Here is a 20,520-nt window from a genome sequence, read left to right as displayed (position 1 = left end):
CGGGCCGACAGCACACCGCTTTCCCCTCGTCGCCCGGTCACGGCCGATGTGCACCGCTCTGCCCGCGAGGATCGGCGCCCTCGCCGACCTCGCGGGCAGGGCGCACCAGGACAACGACCTGACCGCCGCCGCACGCGTCTACAACCAGGCCGCACTCATCGCCTCTGACTGCGGCCAACCGGACCTTGCCCGCCAGTGGTGTCACCGCCACGCCCGAGCATGGCTCGACCGCGGAAACCTCGACAACACCCTCGGTCGTAAGGCCCTCGAACCGCTGGTCAACCTCGCCCGCTTGCACATCCGAGCCGGCGACCACGACGACGGCCTCACGCTGCTCACTAACCTCTACCAGGCCATAACACACCGAACCGACACCACCATCGACAGCATCCCATTACCCGCCGCCGCGCTGACCCCCACGCAGGAGATCCATCGCGACCTCAGCCGGTGGCTATGGGGTGTTCACCTGGCTGACGGCACCCGCGCGCTCACCAGCGCTGGCCGCTGGGACGAGGCCGAAGCCCACCTTCAGCAACATCACGGCATCGGCCACCGGATGCTCGACGGCCGCCAGGTCGCCATCATCGCCCGCATCCAGCGCGACCAACACGCCGCCGCGCTACATCTGATCAGCCAAACCCATCCTGGTGAGGCATGGGAAGCAGCGGTGACGGCTTGTCTCGCGGCGATGTGCCAGCCCGACGGACAGCTACGATCCGAGCACATCAACCTGATGGCTACGCGCTATCGCGAAGTGGCCTATGAACCTTCGCTGATCGTGTTCCAGACGCGACTCGCCCTCACCATGATCGAAGTAACTGGTAGCCCTTCTGCCCCTGAGCTGGAGTCCATCGGATACCAGACGGCCCAAGCAGCAGTCAGGGCCGCAGACGGGTATGCCGCCCGCGAAATCCTGGCTTCCTCGACGTGGACAGCGTCCCTAGGGGCTGAGACGCGGCAGGCACTGATCGACGTGCTCGCCGCGAGCGGACTCGGCCGCCCGCTGTCGTCACCACTCATGGAGCTCCTGACGGCCGCATTCGGTCAGTGTGATGCGGCGATCTCTAACGCTGCTGGTGGTTCAGCCGGACCCATCCGAATAGCGGCTGGCCCCGCTGCGCGTCTCAGTCACCGGTGACCTGATGCCGACGGCATCACGCGGCACGGTACAACCAGGACGTTCACGCCGTGCCGGGGGCCATGTGCCGCTCCTGCGCCTTCCTTACGTCAGTAAGGCCGCGGCCAGTGCGTTGATGCCGGCGACATCACCTCGGCAAAGAGCGGGCGTCATGGTTCTCCATTCGGCCAGAGATGCTGTCCCTGTCGCCGCGTTCAGCAGCACGGAGCGCGGCGGCGGTTTCGCGGGCTATGCGGCGAGGACTTCGGCAGGTCCCGTGCTGCCGGAGTCGAGCGGATGCGGGCGGGGATGCTGCGGTAGAGGTCTACGGCGCGAGCGTCTACCGGCCTTCGAACGGCAGGCGCCGCCGCCGCGGTCCTGCCGGCGGCTCGGGTGGTTTGGCGACGTGCGACGAGTACCAGCGGCGCCAGGTTCGGGTACCTCCCGCGTCCTCGTGGCACTCAAAGTAGAAGCGCACGTTCAAGGGGATCGACGCTTTGTACTCCAGCATCAGGACCAGCTTGAAGGCCTCGCCAGGCGCGAGATCCCTGCGCGTAATCGATGTCTGCATGCCATCCCAGCCGCCGCCGACGCGGCTCACGAAGCCGCGTACGTCCGGCGAACCAGCAACGCTGATGACGACCATCGCCAAGGGCTTGCCTGACAAGAGCTTGACCGGCACCTCGGCATACTGCTCGTCGATGATGTGCCACACCCCGTCGTCAACCTGGAACTCAGGTCCCTCAGCTTCGTCGCGGGCGTCCAGCTCGCTCTGAAGCTGGCGACGCGCGAGCGCAAGATGCTCCTCGGCTGCCACCGCCTGACGCATTGCCGTGGCGGCCGAGTTCCGCGCGGCGTCGGCTTGTTCTTCGGCACTCTTGGCCTGACTCTTGGCGCTCTTGGCCTGGCTCCTGGCGCTGAACGCCGCCCAGCCCGCCACCGCGGCGCTCACGACCGCGAGGGCGCCCGGCCCCCATGTTTCCAGGTTGATGTCGATGCCCACCGGCCGCCTCCAAAGCCGCGTCGCTTCGGTGGTGCAGGCTACGCGACCGCGTGCCCGGCGTTGGGCTCAGCCGGGGGCGATAACGGGCCGATGCCCGGCCGTCGAGGTCGGGCATCGGCTGGTGCGTGGGTGATGCTGGCAGCATCACTCGCCGCGCTTGACGTCTTTAGCGGCACGGTCCGGCGAGCGCCCCTGACCGCCCGCTGCGATGGGTTCTACCGTGGAAGCTGCCTGCCGTCCCGTCGTGTCACCAGATCCAGCTGGGTGTCACGCATACTTGCCGTCATGTCCTATTCGGAGCGTGACGTCGACGGTTGGTCCGAGGCGGTCGCGAACTTGCACGCTGGCACTGCCCAAGACCCGAGCGACGTACAGCGGGCGTACGAGGCGATGGCCAATGTGTGGTCGGCTTACGGCTACCAAGACGCCCCGGTCGAGGTGCTGCGGCTGCTGGTGAACGCCAGCGAGATCGGCTACATGGCGGCGCTGAACGACATCCGTGAGGGCGGCCTCGATGGCGAGATCGCGATGTGGAGGCCCGACCTGGCCGAGCATTAGATGGGCTGGGGCTTGGCTGTGCCCTGGGCGAGTAGCCTCTGCCATCGTGGCGATACGTTGGTCATCCATACACGAACAGCTTGGCGAGCAGCCCCGCGACCTGGACTTCGACCTCGTCGAGGCAGCCGTCGAACAGGGTGCGTTCGAGACAGACAGCCTCGACTGGAAGCAAACCCTCCCCGGCAAGGAAGAGAAGCAGCTTGAGGAGTTCGCCAAGGATGTAGCGGCCATGGCGAACACCCGCGGCGGTCTGATCGTGTACGGCGTCGCGGAGGAACGCGGCAAGGGGCGCGCAACAACCGTACTCGGCGTAGACGCGTCCGAGGGCGCGCAGCGGCGGTTGAGGGCGTTGGCGGCGAATCGGGTCCATCCACTCGTCGCGGGCCTTGACCTGGTGCCCCTGACGAGCGCGGACGGGGCGTTGTCGGTGCTGGTGTTGTCGGTGCCCCGAAGCGCGGACGCCCCGCACCTGATCGGCCAGAAGGAACAGATTGGAGCGCCTTACCGGTCGGGCCCCGAAACGCACTGGATGCGGGAACGGGATCTTGAACGGGCGTACGCGGACCGCTTCGCTCGGCGGGCGGCTGACTCGACGCGGCTCGCCGAGATGGTGGACGAGACTGCCGACCTGCTGGATCTCTCCAAGTCGTGGGTTGTAGCCGCAGCGCTTCCAACGGCCCCGTTGAGTTTGGTCAGCGGCCCGCCGACCCGTCAGGACGTACAGGGGGTAATGCAGAGCGCGTTAGGGCGAACCCTCGACATGCTGCCGAGCGCGTCGCCAGACGATCGCTGGATTCCGATCCACGAGTTGGGTGATGCGGTCCTCAATCCGAGGGTGGGGCTGCGCCGCTGGGTCATGCGGAGGACGTCCGCGCAGGAAGACCCCGACCTGTCGGTGTACGTGCATGCTGAGCTGCATCACGACGGGTCGCTCGTGATGGCCTTTGAGACGGAGGGCTGGGGCGCACGCGCGCTGCCTGAGGACCAGCATCAGGTGGTGTGCACGATGGTGGAGGCCTTCGCGGCGGACTTCGTGGCGCTTTCCGAGGTGTATGCGCGGAGCCTTGGCGGGCAGGCGCCGTTGATGTATCGGGCGGAGATGCGGAGAGCTGACCCGAGTAAGCCGCTGGTGGCAGTTGACTTGGGTCGGTATGCGGGCGGGTTCAATAATGGCCGGTACGAGCAGGTTCGGGGTTCCCAGCGTGTGCGTCGATTCGTGCCGGTAGTCGGTGAGACGCCGGTGGCAGCCGATGCCGATGTGCTGCGTATCGTCGGCCGGGATCTCGCCAGCGACATCCTGAGCCAGTTCGGTGTGGCGCGGCTGATCCTGTTTCGCGCATAGGCTGACTCGGTCAGTCCAGCCGCCGCACAGCCCTCGGCCATTCAGCCCAGCCGCCCGGGCGTGACCCGGTCTTGAGCGAGGCCGATGCCTAACACCGTTACCCAACCCACGGGCTCGACCAGAGAAGTTCACACTCGTTCCCGAGTGATGCCGCCGGCATCAACGACGAGGCCATCGTTCAGGGATCGAGATCGGTTCGCCGCCTGGGCCACCAGACGCTGCTCGGCTCGCTGATGCTGCCATGAGGAGCCCCGAGGCCCCAAGCTGCGCCCACCTCAAGCATCGGGCCTGCGATAGCCTCACTGTCCAAAAAGGTCGAGAGCCACGTAGCGCTACGCCAGAGTCGGGGAGTAATGACAGATCGTAACCAAAGCGATGCAATGAGTGGCCGTGCGACTGTCGCACGGATCTATGACTATTTTTTGGGAGGCAAGAACAACTTCCCGGCAGACCGGGAGGCCGCCGAGCGCATTTTGCAGGCCGTCCCGGAATCGCGGGCGATTGCTATCGCTAACCGCACCTTCCTCAGGCGCGTTGTGCGGAGGCTGGCAACGCAAGGATTTCGACAGTTCCTTGACATCGGGTCGGGTATCCCGACTGAGGGTAACGTGCATGAAATCGCTCAGAGCGTCGACCCGCATTGCAGAATTCTGTACGTGGATATCGATCCAGTTGCGGTCATGGTATCCAACGAGATGCTGATCGGTAATCCATACTGCCGGGCGATAGAGGGCAACTTCAATAGGCCGGACCAGTTGCTGACCGCACTACAAGAGCCGGACCTGGCGGACATCATCGATCTGGACCAACCCACAGCGCTGCTGTACTTCAGCGTCCTACATCAGGTGCCAGACGATCAGCTGTTGGGCGTTGTCGAGCCAATGAAGGCCCAGCTCGCAGCGGGCAGCGCGTTAGCGATCTCGCATGCCAGCCCTGTTATCGCCGAGAGACACGGCGACAGCCCTGTTAAGACTGGCATCGACGTATACCGCACACAGGCTGCGACTCAGGTCACGCTACGATCAGCAGAACAACTACTCCCACTTTTTGATGGCTTTGAACTAATGGAGCCCGGCCTAACCCGCACCTCAGCATGGCATCCGATCCCCGGCGATGGTGATCCGTACTGCGACCAGCCCGATCGGTCGCCAATGCTCGGTGGGGTGGCTATCAAACCCTAGTGGAGGCGCAGTTCCCAGACAGCCGAAGCAGCCGAAGTTAGTTCGCGGCCGGCACCGGCTACCGCCGCCCTGAGCAGTCACAGCTGGGCGGGCAGGCCATCGGCGCTGTCCGCCCAGTGGGGCAGGCAGGCGCAGTGAGCGCGCCGGGCGAATGCTCCAGCCCCGCTCAACGTCGAGCGCTTCGTAAGCGCAAGATAGCGCCGGTCGGCCACTTTGTGTCACAGCGAGGTGCCGCAGTGTGCATAAGGTGACCGATACGACCCTTTATGGTTGATAGCCGACTATGCACGGTCATACGTTCCCGGGCGTTGCTCAGCGGAGGGAGGGATCGCCGTGCGCAAGGGCGTCGAGTGGGGATGAAAGTTGCCTCTGGGCTGCTAGGGTGGTCGATCTACTTGCAAGAAGCCCGGAGTGAGCTATGGGGGACTAATTCATGTCAAACCGGCGCGGCGGTTGGGCGCTGGCTCTGCTAACTCTCTCCGTGTCTGCGATGGCGCTAACCTGCGTAGCATGGGCTGCAATCCACGCGTCATCGCCCGGCGATCTTGCATATCCACTGATGGGCACTGCCCTCATGGCAGTGGGCGCCGCCTTCTCCGTGCCACTGCCGTCGCAGATGCCGATCCGAATCACCTTAACACCGACCGCATGCTTGGTGTGCGCAACGGCACTGCCGGCACCATGGGTCATTCTGTGCACCGCGGTTGGCGTCACCGCAGCGCGCTTGGTGACGCGGTATCCACAATCGTCGGGCTTTCACAAGACAATCCACAACACCAGCATGGACATTGTCGCCGCCGGGTTAGCCGGGTTGGTGATGTATGCCTTCGGCATCCGCCTCAGTTTTGACGCTGCGCCAGAGGATCTGAACCTGCCGCGTCATTTGCTCGGGTTGATCGTCGCGGCAGTCGCAGTGCTGGTGTTCGAGGAGTGCGTCACCACCATGGCCGTGCGGTGGGCGACAATGAATCCGTTCCTGACGGTGCTGCGGTATCTCTGGCGTACGCGACTTATCGTCGGTGTCGCGGAGATCATTATGGCGGCGGCGGTTACGGTCGTGACGGGCCTCGATAAGCGGGCCATGATAGCGCTACCGGCTCTCATGCTCGCGTTGCACCTTGCCGTTACCTTTCGGCTGCGGATCCGCCAGGAGCGGCGTGCGTGGGAGCATCTTGCCGCGTTGAGTGACGCGCTATCGGCGCGAGACCTCGATGTAGTGCTGCATACCGCCGCCGCCGGCGCGGTGGACCTGGTGAACGCTCAGTCGGCGGAGATCGAGGTTTCTGATGGTAGACGACTGGTACGCGCCAGCGGCGACGCCGGCGATGCCAGGGTGGTCTACGACGGTCCTGCGGCTGACGTCCCGAGTCATGCCTCCGATGTGCGGCTGACAATGCGGTACGAGATCGGGAGCGACACGTCTAGCCTGCACGGTGAGCTAAGGCTGTATTTCAGCGGCCCGCGCCGTGTCCTGCCGGCTCACGAACGTGCCACGCTGCGAGCGTTCGCCGCGACCCTTTCAACGAGCCTGGACACGGCCCACGCATACGGTTTGCTTGCCGAGGAGGCACGACGACACGAGACGGCAGCGACTCACGACCCAGACACATCGTTGCCGAACCGAGCCGCCTTGCTGAGCCGTATGGCCGAGACCTCCGCCAGCCCGGCCCACGTCGTGGCTATCCGCTTGGAGAACTACCACTTCCTGGTCGACGCGATCGGTCGAGACCAGTCTCTGGAACTGCTCAACGAGCTCGCGGTGCGGCTGAACAACGTGACGAGGGATACCGCCTCGGCCGTTGCTCGCGTCGGTGACGCGGAGTTCGCCCTTGTGATGTGGGGCGTCACGGCGGATGCCGCATACCAGCGGGCGTGCTGGGCGGTGGCGGCCCTCCGTCGCGGCGTTCGGCTCGATAGGGGCTCCGTTGCGGTTCGAGCCAGCGCAGGGATGGCCTCCAGTGGCCACGAAGACGCCGTCGGTCTCCTCGACGCAGCCGAACGAGTGATGTGGAGGGCCATCCGGCGAGGCCAGGACAGGCTGGTGTCGTACCAGGCGGGGCCCGTACGCGGATCGTCGCTGGCGCAGGAGCTGTCGGACGCTCGGATGTCGATATCGTTTGAGCCGATCGTCGACCTGGTATCCGGCAGGATCACGATGGTGCAGTCCGTGCCGCGCTGGCTTTACTCGCGGCACGACGTGCTTGCCGCGGACGAGTACGTATACCAGCTCGTCGATGACCAGGAGTACCTAGAAACCCTAGCGCGGGCGGTGGTCATACGGTCCTTGTCTGCTGCATCGACATGGCGTGATGTGTTGCCACACGCGGCTTTGATCGTGCCCGTACCAGCTCGTGCCCTGACGCCGAACTTCGCCGAAGGCTTGCGTGACCTGTTGCATGAGCATGCCGTGCCGGGCTCGTCGCTAGTGCTCGCGCTCAATCAGCCCACCGACCTACACACGCGTGAAGCGACCGACAAGGTCCGGCAGTATGGAGTTCGGCTGTTGCTGGAGAACTACGGCAGCACCCAAAGCAGCATCGACTCGCTCAACGCGGCGGCTTGGAGCTACCTGCGCGTGCACGCCGCATATGCGCTGGACGCGGGCTGGCGGCCGGCGCGTTCGGTCATCCGCGCGGCGGTCGATGTCGCCATCGATCTGGACCTTTCGGTTATTGCGCCAGGGATCGCAGCCGAGGAGGAGCGACGGGAGCTGGCCTCGCTCGGTTGCACCCTGGGCAGCGGTCCGCTGGTTGGTGGCGAGATGTTCGCCAGTCAGGTCCGGCGCCATGCGGCGCTTTGGCAGCCGACGGCGTTGCGCACCGGGGGGCGGGTCGTCCGGCTACACCGCGCTGGCTGATCGACTGCCTCTCGGTGCCCCCTCGCGAGATAGAGACGCAATCGCCACACTGCGGACTATAGGCGCGCTGCGGCTGGCATCGCGCACAGGGACCACCGGTACCCACCGGGCGACCTCCGCGGCGACCAGAGGCGAGTCATGCAACGCACGTGCCACGCGGGCTAGGCGGCGGGCCTCTGCCCGCACATCTTGCAGGCTGTGAGGCTTGACCGACATGTATGGACCGCCGGGGACAGGCGGCAGTGCCGCTTGGCGGCGGCGTAGCGCAACAGCGATCGTCGCAGCCTCCGCAACGGCTGCCACATCGGCAGGGTCCAACCGGTAGCGCTGCGCGCGTTTGGTCGCGCTGATGTGCACCTGTTGGCAGCACCATGGGCGTAGCGACCGCAGCGCGTCATGGACCTCGATGACTCTGCGGTAACGCTGACGGCTGCCGCCCACCTCCACCGGCATCTGCACCGCAGTGTTGGGGCTGTCGCTCGTGATGTCGGACACGGCGCGTAGCGTCATCCACAGTTGGCTGACGTGCCAGTCCATGCGCCGGTCCTTCCACCAGGCTGACGGCCAGCACGGCAGGCGGAATGGCCGGGACGCTGCCGGCTCGTACGCCACAGGCGCCGCAGCCGCTGCGGCGTGGGCCATCTGTCGGTACAGCAGGTCCGCAGCCAACTCGGCCTCAGCCTCGACAGCGGGATCGGCATCGGCATGCAGCGCATCGCCATCGTGGTCGAGCACGAGGTGCGCGACCTCATGCAGCACGGTCTGCGTCCGAGCGAGCGCGGGCAGAGCGGAATCGATGACGATGTAATCGGCCAGAGCCAGCTTGACGAGCAGGCCGGGCGGGACATCTACTCCCAACCGCAGACTCTGGATTCGCAGGGGGCGGTTGCGGACGCGTCCGATGGCCTCACACCAGGCGTCCACCGTGTAGGGGGGAGGCGGTGGCGGGACACCGGCCTCACGGAGACGCCGCGCGAGACGCGCCCGAGCCCAGAGCATCCACACCTCCTGACACTACAGTCAGTGCCGGACTAAGGGTCAGAGTGTAGCGTCCGACAGGTCAACAGCAGCTCCCCTATCCTGGCAGGCATGCCGCGATAGGGCGGGTGATGCCGGCGGCATCAACTCGCCGGCAAATCGGGTTGGCCAGCGCGGCTGATGTCCGGGACATGTGGGCAGCTCGTCGATGGGCCCCGCTGGCATGCTGCTCGGCATCGGTTCGGCTATGGCACGGGTAGTGCTATCTCTCGGCCTGCTCGTCGTCGCCCCGCCTACAGGGCACCCAGGTTGTTCATCGCCTCGGTACCGCCGGTGTCGCCCGCACGCCGGAGCCACTGCTCCGCCTGACGGGATCGGATCCACCGTTTGTGATGCCACGCAATCGACAGAGGCGCTCCTGCTCACGCTCCGGGGCCAACAAACTACCAAACGTGCAAGTTGCGACCTTCGGAGCAAAACCCCGTCTACCCCTGCGACGGGGTCGCGTCGGCATCGCGCCAAGGTCTAGCTTCGGAAACAGGTTGTCCGTCTCTCCAACGGGTGAGCCGCAGGAGAGACGGACAGTTCGCAGCCGTGGTGCAGCCACACCGCAGCCGCTGTCGCCCTCATTTCCTGTCCAGAGGAGGTTCCATGAGGACACGTATCAGACTACTCGCCAGCACGGTAGTCGTCGCTCTCGGCGTAACCGGACTCGCGAGCCCGGCTAACGCCAGCCCGTCCAGTCAAGCACCGGGCGAGACATCGCTCGCCTCGTTCCAGGGGCGCACCATCGACCTGTCCAAGAGCTGGGAGGGGGCGCAGGCATGCGCCGTCCTGTCGCGCACGGAGGTGCGCTGCTACGCCTCCCGCGAAGAGGAGAAGGCCGACCTGGCTTCTCTCGCCACGTCGACCAGCACGTCGCGAGGTGCCGGCGGTCCTATTGGCACCCTCGATTGGAACGGGTGTGACGAGGACTGGCTGTGCATCTACGAGCACGCAAGCTTCGGGGGTCGCAAGCTCAGTTTCAACGACGAGTACTGGCACGACCTGGACAACTGGGGGTTCGTGGACATGACGTCGTCGTACACGAACAACCAGGGCGGAAACGAGATCCTAGGGGGGTGTTCGGGCACCGATACTGGCACCCTCGGCGACGGCGCGGGCAACAACCTCCAGATGACCGACTGCACGGCGTCAGGGAACCTGGGCAGCTACAACGACCGGGCCGAGGACATCCACGGCTGATGCGCTGACCGGATCAGCAGTATCTCGATCGTCGGGTGGGCGGCGTCCTGGAGACGCCACCCACCCGAACTCGTCTCAGCGGGGCATGGCGGTGTACTCGGCGACCAGGTATGACCGATAGGTGATCACCGCGGGGATTGTTACGTTCAACATGCCCGCCCTCTCGGTCAACACCGCCTCGTACCCGAGCAACGCGCCGGACGCAGGATCGACGATCACGGTGTATTGGGCGGGCAGGCCGTGGGCATCGGACGTGATCGAAAACGCCTCCCCGATGCGCCCGGCGCGGTCGGTGACGGTCCCGCTCACCGTAATGCCCGGTAGATCAGCCAAGAGCCTGAGCGTCGCCGCGCGCTGCGCTGGGTTCAGCAGCCGCACGCCGGCAAGCTCGGCGATGTCCTCCAAGTACTGCACCGGCGCTTCGTGCGCGGACGCGCCGGTGGTTAGCCAGCCGCGGAGCGCGGCGGCGTCCGTAGGTACCGCGCCCCCCCAGCGGCTGTAGAACTCGCCCGGCGCGTAATCGTGCACCTCCTCCGAAGAGTCAGTCCGGCCACCCCGCCGTTGCCACTCCCGGCGGTCAGCCTCAGAGCGGAACGTCGGGGGCAGCGCCTTCTTGACCATCCGAACGGCGCCGCTGTCGACCCGCCAGGACCGCCACTGCTCGGGCACGACAGCAGACGTCGTCCGCCTGCCGGAAATCGAGGAATTCAGGAACCAGTTCGCCGACGCGAGGTGCTCCGCGGTGCCCGCCGGCCGCTCTGGTGCCGGCTGTCCCGCTGCCACCTCCGCCAGACGCCGCAGCCGAACACTGGCCGGTTCCGTGCTCGCCGGCGGACCGTAGGTGAGGACCCCGGGGGTGGCGGCGTAGGCCGGCTGCGGCTCCCGAGCCGTCTCAAGCGCAACCGCGCCCGCAGCCACCGCCAGCACCACCGCGCCAGCCGCCAACACGAGACGACGCCGCGGGACCACCCGTCCGGCAGTGCCCATGGTTCGATCCGATACCAGAATTTGCGCCAGATCCCGCGCCCGTTGCTTCTCGTCCACGGGCAGGCTGTCCCGTGCGGGATCCAAGGTGCCCAACAGTTGACGCACCTCATCGGCGGCCTTCATCTCATCCACCCCAATTCGACATCGACGGCGCCGACCTCGGCGTCCGTCCCGCCTCGACGCTGACCACACCATCCAGGTGCGCCCGAAGCCGGCGGCGGGCGCGCATCAGCCGCATTGCGAACGTCGCCCGCGAGCATCCGAGAACGACCGCTGCCTCCGCGGCAGTCAGGCGCTCCCAAGCCACCAGCCGCAGAATTTCCTGATCCGCTCCGGCCAACTGGCCGAAGGCCACCGCGACGTCACGCTGGCTGATCACCTCATCCGCGTGATCCACCACCATCGACTGGTCCGGCTCCGCCGCAACCCGCAGCGTTAACTCCCGCCACCGCCGGCGACCTCTAGCCTCGTTGGCCAGCACCAGCCGAGCCACCCCGTACAGCCATGGCAACGCAGACTCCGACGGCACATCGCCCAGACGCCGCCAGGCGACCAGAAAGACCTCGGCAACAACATCGCCGACGTCAGACCCGACGACCCGCCGAGCCACGTACCGCCACACATCACCGTGATGACGCTCGTACAACTCGGTGAACCGATTCTCCGCGCCGTCCATGGCACCTCCTACTGTGCTTGTGTCCGGCACCAGCCAAGACATCACACACAGCAACGAGCGAATCACCCGCGAACGCCACTGCCCACATCCCGAGCACCTGTTTGACCAGCGCCGTTGCGATGCTGACACCCCTGCCGCATACAGCTGCCACGAGCCGTGAACACGTCGAGTCCGGCACCACATCACGACTACGGCGCCCCTCCCGAGGGGCATGTCCGGTAGCGGGGGTGGCGCGAGTTGGGCACCACCGGCTGCGATGGCTTCCCAGACGTTGCCGCCCCGCAGCGTCGCGTCCGGGTCCAACGACAGGTGACCGATGGCACCGTCTCTGCACGGCGGATGGCCAGGTCTACCCGGACTGGCATTTCGGGCCGCCCGAATCAATTCAGCCAACCCCGCAGCGGTAAGCGCCAGTTGCATGCCTGCCCCTTACGGACCCAAGAACGGGACCGTTAGTGGCGCCGACCAGCGGCTAGACGCTGAAGCCCGGAGCGGTCCGCCGATGTCGATGCCGCCGGCATCACCTACGGCTGTTCGGGTGTTTGAGCCGCGGCCGCCCGGCTGGTCAGAGTCGTAAGGTCCTGCTGTGCCCACTCGATGACCTGGGGCCACGGCATCCGCAGCGCCCCTTGGTGCTTGAGAATGAAGGCCCACAGGGGGCTGCGCTCCGGCTGTCGCCAGGCGTTGGTCAGGGAGACCAGCCAGGTGCCCTGGTCGAGGTCAGCGTTCCAGTCCCGCAGAGCGCAGCGGACCAGGGCCCGATACAGGGCGCGAGGGCCACTGCCGGAGTAGCCCCAGGTGTAGCCGGGCTCGCTGCCCGGGTTGGGCAGCGGGTCGACCTGCATGCGACCGTCGGGGCGCGGGGTCAGGGCGAACACGGCCGCCGGCCGGCCGCCGTCGCTGGCGATGACGGTCTGCTCGCCCCATCCGTCGGGCAGGTTGGTGGGCCACTCGGCGCTGTAGGACTTCTCGCCGGGGGCGGGGTCGCTGTCCTCGACGATGAGTCGACCGGCCGAGTCCCGGTAGAGCCCGGCCGCCTCGGCGACCGCGCGCTCGATCATGCGGTACTCACGGATGGTGTCGATGTTGGTTTCCAGCACCAGCAGCCGGGCCAGCCGCCGCGTCGGCGCGGCGAGCAGCTGGTCGCGTTCGGCGTCGCTCAGCGGCTGGAGCGTCTTGCGCCACTGGTCGAGCACCGGCCCGGCGCCGCTGACGGTGCACCGCGTCAACGCGGCGAAGACGACCTCGGGGTGACTGCGGTGCAGTGTCACCCCGGCGAGGCGGGCGGTGTGCCACAGCGCGTCGGCCACCGGCGAGTCCCAGGGCAGGTCGGCCTCCTCCTCACGCAGCGCGGGCAGCTCCGCAGCCAGAGCGTCCGGCTCGCGGGACGCGGCGAAGGCGGTGGCCACCGCGTGCTCGACCTCGATGCTGGGCCAGTCGGGGCGGGCCGGGCGGGCGACGATATACCAGCCGTTGCCGCGGTCGCGGCTGGTGCGGTGGCGAGTCTGCTCCTCACGCAGGGTCTGCATGGCCTCGGCGGCGAGGAGGCCGACGGCGTGCGGGTACCGCCGGTGCAGCTCCGCGTTGACGGCGGCGGCCATCCGGTCGCGGGTGGCGGGCCAGTCGGTGGTGGTGTCGGGGACGGTGATGGTGCCGGACTCGCCGTAGGCCTGCATGAGCCGGACCGCGTCGGGGTTGCAGGTGCGGTAGTACCACAGCGGCACCGGCCGACCGAGGACCTGCTGAATCTCACTGGCGTCGACGTAGCCGATGTGGGTGGTCTGCACCCGGCGGGGATCCACCTGTACCGGCTGCTCGTGCGCGGCCGGGGCCAGGCCGGTGAGGAACCGGGGCAGCCAGCTGACGGCCGCCGCCTCGGTGTGCGGGGCCCGCAGCCGGAACGCCTCGATGCTGTGGTGCTCCTCGTCGGTGCCGAACAGGATCGCCTCGGGAACGAGCACCACGGCGTCGGCCCAGAACACCGGGTGCAGCACCTCGGCGGCTACCCGCGCCGCCGCCTCGGCGCTCAGCCCGAAGTCGTTGTGCCGCATGACGTAGACCACGTGGCCGTGAGGCGTGTCGTAGACGATCACCGACACGGTCTGCGGGTCGTGCTCGTCCACCACCAGGTCGCGCCGCTCGATGATCGGCACGGGCGCGTCGGCCGGTTCCCACCCGATCGGCCAGTCAGCGTCGTCCGGCACCGGCCGCTGGGTGCGTCGGCACCAGCTGTCGATGGTGCGGGCGTGCCAGTACGGCCGCCCGTCCGGGTCGTGACCGTCGGGCTCGGCCAGCCGCCCGGCGCCCAGCAGCGCCCGGGCGCGGCTGTCGCTGATGCCGACCCGCCGCGCGTACTGGGCGAGGGTGTATCGGGGTTCGCCGCCTCGTGCCATGTTCACTCCCAAGGGATGTGTCCTCAGTCGACCTATAGACGGACACCGTATCCGAGGGCGAGCGCTTTTCCAACCCTCGCAGGGCTGCTATTCGCTCATTACGTGCGGAAAGGCGCTCTGCGGGTGCATCAAGGCCGCTCGTCGGTGCCACCGGTGAGGGGTGCCAGCCCTCTGGGCGGCGGGCGTCGAGTTAGGTCCGAGAACGGAACATTCCCGGACCTTACTCAGCGGTACGTATGTGCCCCACGGTCCGAAACGCACCCACCCCCTACAAGGGAGGGGCCGGGCATGCCGGTCAGGGGAGTGGATGGCAGCGGGGGCGTGCTCGGTGGCTCTCCCACGGATAGTCCTGTCTGGGCTAGAGTCCCGACCATGCCCCCGCGCCTGAGCAAGCCCCCGGCCGCGCCTGAAGCCCCGTCACGAGATGGCGGCCCCGATCCCGTCGATTCACCCACCGGCCCGTCGGCGGGGGTAAGAGACGGGGAGTCACCCGCGGTGCAGAACTGCGCCCGCCCGTGCCGTCCCTGCCCCTGGCGACGCGACAACGCCGACCGGTACCGGTACGCCAACCTGACCGAATACGCCGAGGGCACCGTGCCGCGCGAGCCGGGCTTCGGCAAGCCCGACGACGCCGACCCCCTCGCGGCGCTGGGCACCCTGTTCGCCTGCCACGCCGCGGCCGGCGGCCAGCACCTGTGCGCCGGGCACCTCGCGGTCGTCGGCGCCACCCACCCGCTGGTGCGTCTCGGCATCCTCTGGGGACTGATCGACCCGGCGGCGCTGGAGCCCGGCGGTGACTGGCCGCCGCTGTGGGACAGCTACGCCGAGATGATCGATGCGGTCGGCCCGGACTCCCCGGTTCCCCCCGGCACGCTACTGGTGGTGCGCGATGAGGCCTGAGCTGAGCAGAGGCGAAGCCGCCCGCGCCTCCACCGTGGACACACGGCGGCGGGTGACCCTGCCGACGCCGCTGGCCGATGCCGCCGGCATCACCGGCGGCCCAGTCGTTGTCGTGCGCGGGGACCGGCCCGGCGAGCTGGTGCTCGCCACCCCGGCCGCCGCGCTTGAGCGGCTGCGCGCCAACCTCGCCGCCGCGCTGGCCACCCACTCGACCTACCCGTCGCTGACGGCCGCGCTGCACCGCCAGCCCGCCGGCCGCCCGCCGGCCCCAACCCCGGTCGACCTGCCGCCGCAGCTGCCCGACGAGGGCCCGCTGGTCTGCGACACCGCGCCGCTGCTCGCCCTGCTCGACGGCGACCCAGCCGCCGAGGCCCTAGTGGCGCTGCTGCCCCGGGTCATCATCACCGACGCCGTGGCTGAGGAACTGCTGGAGACGATGATCGCCGCCGGCCTGCCGATCGAGGGCGTCGAGCAGCCCTGCTCCTACGCCGGGGTGTGCGACGTCCTGGCGGCCCTCGGCGTCCGATCTCCGCGACTTGAGTCCGGCGGGTGGGCGCCGCTGCGCATCATCGGCTTCGCGCTGACCCGGGCCGGCGTCACCGCCGCGGGGGAGCGGTCCACCCTTGCCCTCGCCCGCCACCTCGGCGCGACCGCGCTGATCGGCCGCCCAGCCGGCGACCTACCGCCCGACGCCGCCGTGCACGCCGTCGATGCCCGCGACCTGGCGCTGGCCGACACCCCGGCGCAGGCGTGAGCGACCTCGCCCGCGTCACCCCGCCCGTGCCCCGCCAGCCCGGCGACGCCGACGATGCGGACGTCGTGCTGCACGGCGAGCTGGTCGACCCGCCCACCCCAACGGCCGCCGAACCCGGCGCGCGGCGGCTGGACCTGGAGCGCTGGCTGGCCACCCACCGCCCCCGCGCCGACGCAGACCTCGACCTGCTGCGGGAGCTGGCCCGCGACGTCGCCCGCTACGGCGAGGCCTCCCGCGCCCCGGAGACCATCCGCAAGTACGACACCGGCTGGGCAATCTTCGGCGGCTGGTGCGGCGAGTTCGGCTTTCCCCTCGGCCCGCCCACCCCCGTCGAGGTCGTCGCCCTGTACCTCGGGCAGATGGGCCGCGACGGCCTTGCCGTGTCCACCATCGACGGCCGCCTCGCCGCGATCCGCGACCGCCACATCGAGGCCGGCTTCCTTCCGCCCACAGACGACCCCCGGCTACGCCGCATCCGCGACGGCCTACGCCGCGTCCACGGCCGGCCCACCGAGGAGAAAAGCCCGGTCCGGCTACCGCTGCTAGCCGCCATGCTCGCCACCCTGCCCACCACCGCCATCAGCGCACAACCGACGCTGGACGAGCGCCGCGTCCACCTCGCCGCCCTGCGCGACTACTGCCTACTCACTCTCGGCTTCGCCGCCGCCCTGCGCCGCGAGGAGCTGACCGGCTTGCCCGTCAACCACCTGGAGCTGGTGCCCGAAGGGCTGCGGGTACTCGTCGCCAAGAGCAAGGCCGACCAGACCGGCCGCGGCCGCCGCATCGACATCCCCTACGCCCCCGACAAGGTGGCCTGGCTGTGCCCGGTCCGCGCCACCCTGACCTGGCTCGACGCCGCCGGGCGCCGCGAGCACCTGCACCGACCTGGCCGCCGCCGCGCCGGCGACATCCCGCTCCTGTCCGGCATCACCGCCGGCGCCCGGGTCCGTGCCACCGCGCTGACCGACCGGCACGTCGCGCGCGCTGTCAAAATCACCGCAGCCGCCGCCGGCCAACCACCAGAGGTCGTCGACGCCCTCGCCGGGCACAGTCTTCGCGCGGGCTTCGCCACCGCGGCGGACGAAGCCGGCGTGCCACAACCGGTTACCGCCCGAGTCCTCGGTCACACCACCGGCACCACCGGCCGCTACATCCGCAGGGCCTTCGACGGTTCGGCGCAACAGGCCGTCTATGCCTTGGCGCTGGAGACGGTGCGATGGCCCGGTCATGTTCTGGCGTAGACAGGAATCGGGGGTGGCCAAGGCATGGCCCTGTGGTGATGCCGTCGGCATCACCACAGGGCCATGCCTTGGCGCTGTCGGGATGGATCCCGACAACCGTTCATTGCATCCCGACAACAACCCCGACACCTCACCGTCTGGAGAAGCTCATGGAGGCCAGGGCTGACCTCCTGCTGGTGCCAGAGGTGGCGCCGTGCTGCCTACCCGTATGCAGGGTGAGCTGTATCATGACTGCATGACGAACTCCGAGCCCTCCGGCGTGCATGACGACACGACGGCGCAGCTCGCCTCGGTCGGCATCCCGGTGACTGAGGAAGGCAAGGAGCGTGCCCGGCGGCGGCTCTCTGAGGCTGCGGCTCGTCGCACGCCCGAGCTGCGGGCAACGTGGCGTAAGCAGCTCGGCGTCGATCCTCAGCGCGCTGCGTGAGCGGTCAATCCCGTCCGGTTCGCCTGGTTCTGGACACCTCGGCGATCGTTGCTTTCACGGCTGGCTCGGTTCCGGTGGGCGAGCTGATCGCCGAGGTGGATGACGAGGAAGGGCTCACCGGCCTGCCCGTGCTGTGTCTGGCTGAGGCGAGCCGACTGGCCCGTGATGAGGCCCGCCTTACTCTGCTGGCGAACCATTCGGCGACGGTGCTGCTCGATCTGCCGGCGGAAGAGTGGCGCTCCCTTGGCACGTCCACCCATGAGGTCATCGGTCGAGCAGATGCGGCGTCAGCGGTGTTGGCTGCGGTGTGGCACGACTGCGATGTGTTGACGGCGGTTCCTGCTTTGTACGCAGGGCTCGACGAGGGCGGTCCCATACTGCCGATTGAAGAGTAAGTATGCTGCCGGAATCACCCCGACGGATTAGCCGCCGAGCGTTCTTGCCTCGGTAGTGATGGTCCTGTTACTGGCTTCGAGCTTACGTCTTTCAGCAACGCGGTCCTCACTCTCTACGCGAGAACGGGCTGAACGTGTGGTTTCCTCTCTCCGCTGCCGAGCAGGTTGATCATCCGCCTTGGGGCCGATAGCTGGCGTAGCGGCAATGCGCCGCAGTCTCGCCCTCACCTCATTCCGTCCAGCTTGATTGCTGGGATCCGCCTCATGCAGTCCTGGCGTTGGCGCTACGCCGGCCTCCGCAGCAAAAGCCATCGAGTGTTGCCGTAGCTGGCTAGCTGCCAGCGCAAGGTCAAAGCCTTTTCCCTGGTAGGCGCTTGCCCGGGACCAACCACTTCGTCGGATCATTTCAACGGCACCAGCCGGAAGCTGTTCGTACATCTGGCCGCGGTGAAGTGCCACACGGGCACCACGGTTGACCAGTGTCGCGATGTCAGGCAGTCGGGCTGTCAGGTCCTGTCCCATGCCCTTCCAGGCGGCGACGTCGATGCCCAGCCGCAGGTCAGACCAGCGCCGCCAACTCCCGTCATCCCGGACGTGACCGCGCAGCCACTCTTCGGCCCTCGCGAGGATGGCGGGCCCGGCCCCGGGCTCGGGCCTGTCCAGGCTGTGAAGCTGATCGGCGGCGCGTGCGGTGCGACGCCATGTGGCCGCGAGTTGCGTCGTGGTGGTTGACCGGACGACATGTGTGACGCCTGCGGCGTCTGAACCGATCCCGATGAGGTAGTCGGCTTCATAGGTGAGAGCCATGGCAGTTCGAGCCAGCGATCGTAAGTCGCTTGCGGTAAGGGTGGTGCGGTTCTGCACGAGCCAGGTCCGGGCGGCGTCAAGGGTTGCGATGAAGTCGCGTGGGGTTTGGATGGTGTTCCACCCTGATGCGTCATCCACCAGAGGCGGGGGGCCCATTTGCTGAAGGCTGGACGTTGCCGCTGCGCTGGGCCGTGGTATTGCTGCGGTGGCCGCGTGTTGCAGTGCGCTGAATGAACCCTCGGCGTCGATGACGGCCTTCTCAACTATCGGCAGACTTACCTCTGCGGACGATTTGCGCAGCCATTGGGCCAGCGGACCGTCCGACTCACTTGCCGCTTTGGCGAGCTGCGCTAGCGCCCCGATATTCTGGTAGCGTTCAACGCCTGCCTTGATGGCAAACCCTTCGGATGATATAGGCTCGCCCGTGTTGGCATGAAAATGCGAGTTGAGGACATCACTTGCGGCCCTGATTGCGTGCGCCGCTTCTTGGTAAGCTTGAGCAACGGGATGTGCCGAGGGCTGCTGCAAGGGAGCGGCCAGTCGGCTTTCACCGGTTGCCATTCGTAGTTGCTGTGGAAACTCCGCCCTGTACTCAGGCCCTCCGAGGCGATCGACTTGCCTTTCGATCGCCCGGTAAAGGTTGGTGCGGGCTATAGCGACCGCGAGGCAATCTGCGGTGGTTGCTCTCGGCGGGTCGCGAAGCAGCGCCTGAACCCGCGCTACGGCCGAAGCGGTTTGCTCTAAGAGCTGGCCGTAGGTCACCGCAGCTCCCGTAAAGCTATGTCCAGGTAAGTCGCGACCGAGGACCACACCATCCGTCGCCACGGGGAGTGGGATTCCGACGTGGCAGCAGTCGCGGCCAGCGTCGCCAGGCCAGCGACCAGGTCCACTGCTTGGGCGCGAGCCTCGTCGGGTTCGAGCGCACCGGTTATCGGACTGCCGACCGTCACCAGGTCGCCTGACAGTTCGCGGGTCAGACGATCGTAGGAGTCGTGAATAGCCAGGCCAGCGAAGGTCCACCTATCCCCGTGGACCTCATCGCGGTCCGCAGCTTCCATGCACACGTTGTACGACAGCAGGAGAGCGGATTGGAACTTCGCGTCGTCAGGTGAGCTGACCGTAGCAATGGCGCTTAAACTCTCCGCAATCAAGTCATTTACCACTCCTATATTATCCGCCGGCACAGAAGTCTCATCAAGGGAAGTAATCTGCCTGTGGACAACCTCCGCCCCCGGCCACGGCCGGCGGCAGTCTCGTCGCAGTTCCGATGCGACAGCGACACCAGCCGGTAGGGGATGCTCATCGAACGCTTGTTCGATAGCCTTCTTGCGTGTCTGAGTGGGTACGGCGCTGGGAGGTGGAGATCCGGTGGCGGCCGGGGCGAGCTGCCGGACGGCCATCGGCCCGCCGAGTGGACACCGTGGCGGCGCTTCGTGCCGTGGTGACCTGGGCTCGGGCTCATCCTGACTCAACGGCGGTGCGGCACCGCGTCGTTTACGAGTTGAGCGGCGACGTGCCGCAGGCCTGTGCCAGGGGGCATCCCTACGACGGAGGGTCAGCTACCCGAGCCGGGCGTGGTTGGCGGGCCTGCTCGTGCGGCGGTCACGTGCTTCTCTCGTGCCGGTGGCGGGGCTGCGGTGATGTCCGCTGGGACCCACC

General features: G+C 67.6%; 18 protein-coding genes. 11 read left to right on the top strand and 7 right to left on the bottom strand.

What is annotated here, in order from left to right; translation table 11 throughout:
* Nucleotides 1–46 precede the first annotated feature (46 nt).
* Nucleotides 47–1,138, top strand: a complete 1,092-nt coding sequence (locus ACGFZ2_RS30980) for a hypothetical protein (RefSeq protein ID WP_393459774.1) — start codon at nt 47–49, stop codon at nt 1,136–1,138.
* A gap of 319 nt (nt 1,139–1,457) precedes the next feature.
* Here ACGFZ2_RS30980 and ACGFZ2_RS30975 read toward each other — a convergent pair whose 3' ends face one another.
* Nucleotides 1,458–2,120 (bottom strand): hypothetical protein, encoded by a 663-nt coding sequence (locus tag ACGFZ2_RS30975; RefSeq protein ID WP_393459771.1) that lies wholly within the window; start codon nt 2,118–2,120, stop codon nt 1,458–1,460.
* A gap of 285 nt (nt 2,121–2,405) precedes the next feature.
* On the opposite strand from ACGFZ2_RS30975, the gene ACGFZ2_RS30970 reads away from it, so the two are divergent.
* The 4 genes from ACGFZ2_RS30970 to ACGFZ2_RS30955 all read left to right on the top strand — a co-directional run bounded on the left by ACGFZ2_RS30970 (nt 2,406) and on the right by ACGFZ2_RS30955 (nt 8,058).
* Nucleotides 2,406–2,678 (top strand): hypothetical protein, encoded by a 273-nt coding sequence (locus tag ACGFZ2_RS30970; RefSeq protein WP_393459768.1) that lies wholly within the window; start codon nt 2,406–2,408, stop codon nt 2,676–2,678.
* 46 nt (nt 2,679–2,724) lie between these two features.
* Entirely contained in the window at nt 2,725–4,020 is a 1,296-nt protein-coding gene (locus ACGFZ2_RS30965; protein WP_393459765.1) for a helix-turn-helix domain-containing protein, read from the top strand.
* Between the two features lie 353 nt (nt 4,021–4,373).
* Entirely contained in the window at nt 4,374–5,201 is an 828-nt protein-coding gene (locus ACGFZ2_RS30960; protein WP_393459762.1) for an SAM-dependent methyltransferase, read from the top strand.
* A 559-nt stretch (nt 5,202–5,760) separates the two neighbouring features.
* Complete coding sequence (locus ACGFZ2_RS30955; RefSeq protein WP_393459759.1) at nt 5,761–8,058, top strand: EAL domain-containing protein; 2,298 nt, start codon at nt 5,761–5,763, stop codon at nt 8,056–8,058.
* On the opposite strand, the gene ACGFZ2_RS30950 is transcribed toward ACGFZ2_RS30955, so the two are convergent.
* Nucleotides 8,041–8,916, bottom strand: a complete 876-nt coding sequence (locus ACGFZ2_RS30950) for a DUF6545 domain-containing protein (RefSeq protein WP_393459756.1) — start codon at nt 8,914–8,916, stop codon at nt 8,041–8,043. The genes ACGFZ2_RS30955 and ACGFZ2_RS30950 overlap by 18 nt on opposite strands.
* Nucleotides 8,917–9,687: 771 nt before the next feature.
* Here ACGFZ2_RS30950 and ACGFZ2_RS30945 point away from each other — a divergent pair.
* A complete protein-coding gene (locus ACGFZ2_RS30945) occupies nt 9,688–10,281 on the top strand; it encodes a peptidase inhibitor family I36 protein (protein WP_393459753.1) in 594 nt (197 codons plus the stop codon).
* A 75-nt stretch (nt 10,282–10,356) separates the two neighbouring features.
* On the opposite strand, the gene ACGFZ2_RS30940 is transcribed toward ACGFZ2_RS30945, so the two are convergent.
* From ACGFZ2_RS30940 to ACGFZ2_RS30930, 3 genes are all read right to left on the bottom strand, one after another.
* A complete protein-coding gene (locus ACGFZ2_RS30940) occupies nt 10,357–11,391 on the bottom strand; it encodes a CU044_5270 family protein (RefSeq protein ID WP_393459750.1) in 1,035 nt (344 codons plus the stop codon).
* 1 nt (nt 11,392) lies between these two features.
* Nucleotides 11,393–11,944 carry an RNA polymerase sigma factor gene (locus ACGFZ2_RS30935; RefSeq protein WP_393459748.1) on the bottom strand — a complete coding sequence of 184 codons (552 nt, stop codon included), beginning with the start codon at nt 11,942–11,944 and terminating at the stop codon, nt 11,393–11,395.
* A 524-nt stretch (nt 11,945–12,468) separates the two neighbouring features.
* Nucleotides 12,469–14,337, bottom strand: coding sequence for a hypothetical protein (locus ACGFZ2_RS30930; protein WP_393459745.1), 1,869 nt, complete (start codon nt 14,335–14,337; stop codon nt 12,469–12,471).
* Nucleotides 14,338–14,832: 495 nt separating this feature from the next.
* On the opposite strand from ACGFZ2_RS30930, the gene ACGFZ2_RS30925 reads away from it, so the two are divergent.
* The 5 genes from ACGFZ2_RS30925 (at nt 14,833) to ACGFZ2_RS30905 (ending at nt 18,054) form a co-directional block, all read left to right on the top strand.
* A complete protein-coding gene (locus tag ACGFZ2_RS30925; protein ID WP_393459742.1) occupies nt 14,833–15,237 on the top strand; it encodes a DUF6283 family protein in 405 nt (134 codons plus the stop codon).
* A complete protein-coding gene (locus ACGFZ2_RS30920) occupies nt 15,227–15,991 on the top strand; it encodes a hypothetical protein (protein WP_393459739.1) in 765 nt (254 codons plus the stop codon). Before ACGFZ2_RS30925 ends, ACGFZ2_RS30920 begins: the two co-directional genes overlap by 11 nt.
* Nucleotides 15,988–17,232, top strand: a complete 1,245-nt coding sequence (locus ACGFZ2_RS30915) for a tyrosine-type recombinase/integrase (protein WP_393459736.1) — start codon at nt 15,988–15,990, stop codon at nt 17,230–17,232. Before ACGFZ2_RS30920 ends, ACGFZ2_RS30915 begins: the two co-directional genes overlap by 4 nt.
* A 235-nt stretch (nt 17,233–17,467) precedes the next feature.
* Entirely contained in the window at nt 17,468–17,659 is a 192-nt protein-coding gene (locus ACGFZ2_RS30910; RefSeq protein WP_393459733.1) for a hypothetical protein, read from the top strand.
* A 74-nt stretch (nt 17,660–17,733) separates the two neighbouring features.
* On the top strand, nt 17,734–18,054 hold the full coding sequence (locus ACGFZ2_RS30905; RefSeq protein ID WP_393459730.1) for a hypothetical protein: 321 nt from the start codon (nt 17,734–17,736) through the stop codon (nt 18,052–18,054).
* Nucleotides 18,055–18,081: 27 nt separating this feature from the next.
* Here ACGFZ2_RS30905 and ACGFZ2_RS30900 read toward each other — a convergent pair whose 3' ends face one another.
* Nucleotides 18,082–19,623: a hypothetical protein gene (locus ACGFZ2_RS30900; protein ID WP_393459727.1), complete on the bottom strand. Its 1,542-nt coding sequence runs from the start codon at nt 19,621–19,623 to the stop codon at nt 18,082–18,084.
* The gene (locus tag ACGFZ2_RS30895) at nt 19,620–20,024 is read right to left on the bottom strand and encodes a hypothetical protein (RefSeq protein WP_393459724.1); all 405 of its coding nucleotides are present in this window, start codon (nt 20,022–20,024) and stop codon (nt 19,620–19,622) included. The genes ACGFZ2_RS30900 and ACGFZ2_RS30895 overlap by 4 nt, the downstream gene beginning before the upstream one ends.
* Between the last annotated feature and the right edge of the window lie 496 nt (nt 20,025–20,520).

It is taken from the genome of Micromonospora sp. NPDC048063, from assembly GCF_043202855.1.
Taxonomy (GTDB): domain Bacteria; phylum Actinomycetota; class Actinomycetes; order Mycobacteriales; family Micromonosporaceae; genus Micromonospora.
This window is presented reverse-complemented; position numbering and strand designations above follow the sequence as displayed.

What these genes read in the sequence shown, in the direction of transcription:
- ACGFZ2_RS30980 (WP_393459774.1), top strand. Translation starts at nt 47, where the DNA reads ATGTGCACCGCTCTGCCCGCGAGGATCGGCGCCCTCGCCGACCTCGCG.
- ACGFZ2_RS30970 (WP_393459768.1), top strand. Translation starts at nt 2,406, where the DNA reads ATGTCCTATTCGGAGCGTGACGTCGACGGTTGGTCCGAGGCGGTCGCG.
- ACGFZ2_RS30960 (WP_393459762.1), top strand. Translation starts at nt 4,374, where the DNA reads ATGACAGATCGTAACCAAAGCGATGCAATGAGTGGCCGTGCGACTGTC.
- ACGFZ2_RS30955 (WP_393459759.1), top strand. Translation starts at nt 5,761, where the DNA reads ATGGGCACTGCCCTCATGGCAGTGGGCGCCGCCTTCTCCGTGCCACTG.
- ACGFZ2_RS30945 (WP_393459753.1), top strand. Translation starts at nt 9,688, where the DNA reads ATGAGGACACGTATCAGACTACTCGCCAGCACGGTAGTCGTCGCTCTC.
- ACGFZ2_RS30940 (WP_393459750.1), bottom strand. Translation starts at nt 11,391, where the DNA reads ATGAAGGCCGCCGATGAGGTGCGTCAACTGTTGGGCACCTTGGATCCC.
- ACGFZ2_RS30935 (WP_393459748.1), bottom strand. Translation starts at nt 11,944, where the DNA reads ATGGACGGCGCGGAGAATCGGTTCACCGAGTTGTACGAGCGTCATCAC.
- ACGFZ2_RS30930 (WP_393459745.1), bottom strand. Translation starts at nt 14,337, where the DNA reads ATGGCACGAGGCGGCGAACCCCGATACACCCTCGCCCAGTACGCGCGG.
- ACGFZ2_RS30920 (WP_393459739.1), top strand. Translation starts at nt 15,227, where the DNA reads ATGAGGCCTGAGCTGAGCAGAGGCGAAGCCGCCCGCGCCTCCACCGTG.
- ACGFZ2_RS30910 (WP_393459733.1), top strand. Translation starts at nt 17,468, where the DNA reads ATGACGAACTCCGAGCCCTCCGGCGTGCATGACGACACGACGGCGCAG.